3 protein-coding genes and 1 pseudogene are annotated in these 3,774 nt (G+C 64.0%); all 4 read left to right on the top strand.

The window, feature by feature from the left end:
* A pseudogene (locus AC2VOU_RS16615) lies at window positions 1-662 on the top strand (ribonuclease HII); the annotation flags it as partial.
* A 132-nt stretch (window positions 663-794) separates the two neighbouring features.
* Window positions 795-1,100: a DUF2469 domain-containing protein gene (locus AC2VOU_RS16610; RefSeq protein ID WP_012393608.1), complete on the top strand. Its 306-nt coding sequence runs from the start codon at window positions 795-797 to the stop codon at window positions 1,098-1,100.
* A gap of 59 nt (window positions 1,101-1,159) precedes the next feature.
* A complete protein-coding gene (locus AC2VOU_RS16605) occupies window positions 1,160-3,499 on the top strand; it encodes an FdhF/YdeP family oxidoreductase (RefSeq protein WP_486958356.1) in 2,340 nt (779 codons plus the stop codon).
* The coding region (locus tag AC2VOU_RS16600) for a formate dehydrogenase accessory sulfurtransferase FdhD (RefSeq protein WP_486958355.1) at window positions 3,499-3,774 on the top strand (276 nt) is incomplete at its 3' end. The genes AC2VOU_RS16605 and AC2VOU_RS16600, both read left to right, overlap by 1 nt.

Below are 3,774 nucleotides of genomic sequence, written 5' to 3'. Positions count from 1 at the left end.
GCTGCAGCGCAGCGGGTTGGGACCGGTAGCGGGGGTGGACGAGGTAGGCCGCGGCGCCTGCGCGGGCCCGCTGGTGGTGGCCGCCTGCGTGCTCCGACCGGGGCGACTGGAAAGCCTTGCTGCCCTTGATGATTCCAAGAAGCTCAGCGAGCAGGCGCGGGAGAAGTTGTTTCCGTTGATCTGCCGCTATGCGCTGGCTTACCACGTGGTGTTCATCCCGTCGGTCGAGGTTGACCGGCGTGGTGTGCACGTAGCCAATATTGAAGGCATGCGGCGTGCGGTGGCCGGTCTGTCGGTGCGGCCTGGCTATGTATTAAGCGACGGCTTCCGGGTGCCCGGCCTGCCGGTGCCGTCGCTGCCGGTAGTCGGTGGAGACGCGGCGGCCGCCTGTATTGCCGCGGCCAGTGTGCTGGCCAAAGTCAGCCGCGACCGGTTGATGGTCGCGATGGACGCCGACCACCCCGGCTACGGCTTCGCTGAACACAAGGGGTACTGCACACGCGCGCATAGCCTGGCGCTTAGCCAGCTGGGGCCCTGCCCCGAGCATCGCTATTCGTTCATCAACGTCCGGCGCATGGCGACCAGGTCCAATACCCGGGCAGTGGCTGAATTCACACCGGACCCTCCGGCCGAGCACGGCGGATGCCGGTGAGGAAAGATGAGACCAGAGTTCCCACCCGGCGACGATCGGGTCGCTTGTGGCTCAACGAGTCCAAGGGGCCCAACAGGTCGTCGGGAACAGGGTCGTCGGGAACAGGGTCAGGGAGAAGGACGTCTGAGCAGATGAGTGACAGATGAGTGCTGAGGATCTCGAAAAGTATGAAACCGAGATGGAGCTCTCGCTGTACCGCGAATACAAGGACATCGTCGGCCAGTTCAGCTACGTCGTGGAAACTGAGCGGCGTTTCTATCTGGCGAACAGTGTGGAGATGGTGCCGCGCAACGCCGATGGCGAGGTGTATTTCGAGCTGCGACTAGCCGATGCCTGGGTGTGGGACATGTATCGGCCAGCGCGGTTCGTGAAGCAGGTGCGGGTGGTCACCTTCAAGGACGTCAACATCGAAGAAGTTGAGAAGCCCGAGTTACGGCTGCCGGAATAGGCTGACGAGACCCGGCTGTGCCTCGGGCGGAAGCTGATCCTCGCCGGCCTGGCCAAACAATGTACGTTGGCTGCGTGAGGTTCCAGCGCCCAGCCGCAGCTCGCGACATCCCGGCCAGCTATGACGAGCACGCGGTAGCGGTTACCCCGCGCAAGCAGGAGGCGGCGGGCGTGCGGGCGGTGATGGTATCGCTGCAGCGCGGGCTGCAGCAGATGGGTGCGCTGCGCACCGCGGCGGCGCTGGCTCGGCTGAATCAGCGCAACGGCTTCGATTGCCCTGGCTGTGCGTGGCCCGAGGAGCCCGGCGGACGCAAGTTGGCCGAGTTCTGCGAAAACGGCGCCAAGGCGGTTGCCGAGGAAGCCACCAAGCGCACGGTTACCCCGGAGTTCTTCGCCCGGCACTCGGTGGCCGAGCTCGCCGCGCAGCCCGAGTACTGGCTGTCGCAGCAGGGCCGTCTGACCCACCCGATGGTGTTGAACCCCGGTGCCGAGCATTACCGACCGATCAGCTGGGATGCTGCCTACCAGCTGATCGCCGAGCAGCTCACGGCGCTGGACAGCCCGGATGCGGCGGTGTTCTACACCTCGGGTCGCACCAGCAACGAAGCCGCGTTCTGTTACCAGCTGCTGGTCCGAAGCTTTGGCACCAACAACCTGCCCGACTGCTCCAACATGTGCCACGAGTCATCGGGCTCGGCGTTGACCGATTCGATCGGCATCGGTAAGGGGTCGGTCACCGTCGACGATGTCGAGCATGCCGATTTGATCGTCATCGCCGGACAAAACCCAGGCACCAATCATCCGCGGATGCTGTCGGTATTAGAAAAAGCAAAGGCTAACGGCGCCAAGGTCATTGCGGTCAACCCGCTGCCCGAGGCTGGGTTGATCCGGTTCAAGGACCCGCAGAAGATGAACGGGATACTGCGACACGGTGTCCCGATCGCCGACGAATTCGCGCAGATCCGCATCGGCGGCGACATGGCATTGTTCGCCGGACTGGGCAGGGTGTTACTCGAGGCGGATGACCGTGCCCCGGGCACGGTCATCGACCAAGCATTCGTCGACAAGTACTGCGCTGGGTTCGACGAGTATCGGCGCCGCACCCTCGATGTCGACATCGATACCGTGCTCGCCGCCACCGGCATCGAACGACAACAGCTGGAGCGCATCGCCGCGATGTTGATGGCGTCGCAGCGCACCGTCGTTTGCTGGGCGATGGGCTTGACCCAGCACAGTCACGCGGTCGCCACGATCGGTGAAGTCACCAATCTGCTGCTGCTGCGCGGCATGATCGGCAAGCCAGGCGCGGGGGTGTGTCCGGTGCGTGGGCATTCCAACGTGCAGGGGGATCGCACGATGGGCATCTGGGAGCAGATGCCCGAGCAATTTCTGGCGTCGCTGGATCGTGAGTTCGGCATCATCAGCCCCCGCACGCAAGGGTACGACACCGTGGCCGCGATCCGGGCCATGCGGGACGGGCGGGCAACGGTATTCATTGGCATGGGGGGTAACTTCGCAGCGGCTACCCCGGACACCGCCGTCACCGAAGCAGCCTTGCGCAGGTGTGCGTTGACCGTGCAGATTTCGACCAAACTCAACCGCAGTCACCTCGTTCACGGAGCCACGGCGCTGATCCTGCCGACGCTGGGTCGCACCGACCGCGACATCCGCGGTGGGCGCAAACAGGTTGTTTCGGTTGAGGATTCGATGTCGATGGTGCATCTGTCGCGAGGCAGCCTGCATCCGCCCAGCGATCAGTTGCGTAGTGAGGTCCAGATCGTCTGCCAGTTGGCCCGCACGCTGCTCGGTGCTGGGCACCCGGTGCCGTGGGAACGGTTCGCCGAGGACTATGACACCATCCGCGATGCGATCGCCGCGGTGGTGCCCGGCTGTGCCGATTACAACCGCAAGGTGCGCGCACCCGACGGATTCCAGCTACCGCACCCGCCGCGTGATGCGCGTGAATTCCATACCAGTACTGGCAAAGCCAATTTCGCCATCAATCCGCTGCAATGGGTTCCGGTACCGCCGCGCCGGCTGGTGCTGCAAACACTACGCAGCCACGATCAGTACAACACCACGATCTACGGGCTCGACGATCGTTATCGCGGGGTGCAGGGTGGCCGCCGAGTGGTGTTTATCAACCCCGTCGACATCGAGGCGCTGGGCTTGACCGTGGGCCAACGCGTCGACTTGGTGTCGGAGTGGACCGACGCCGAAAACCGCTTGCAGGAGCGGCGCGCAAAGGACTTCTTGGTGGTGGCTTACTCGACTCCGGTCGGCAATGCGGCGGCCTACTACCCGGAGACCAATCCGCTTGTGCCACTTGACCACACCGCGGCCAAGTCGAACACTCCGGTGTCGAAAGCGATCATCATCCGAGTGGAGTCGGCGTCTTAGTGGGGCAGGTAACGCAGCGTCGTCGGGTTAGGCATCTCACCGCCGAGCAGGCGATTACCCGGCCGGAAACCTTAGTCGTTGAGGAGCCGCTGGAGATCCGCGTCAACGGAAGCCCGGTCACCGTGACGATGCGCACGCCGGGCTCCGATATCGAACTCGCGCAAGGTTTTCTGCTCACTGAAGGGGTAATCGCGCACCGCGAAGACGTGCTGACTGTTCGCTATTGCGGCGGGCGCGATATGGACGGTGCCAACACGTACAATGTTCTCGATGTG

Source organism: Mycobacterium sp. TH-M25, assembly GCF_057473665.1.
This window is presented reverse-complemented; position numbering and strand designations above follow the sequence as displayed.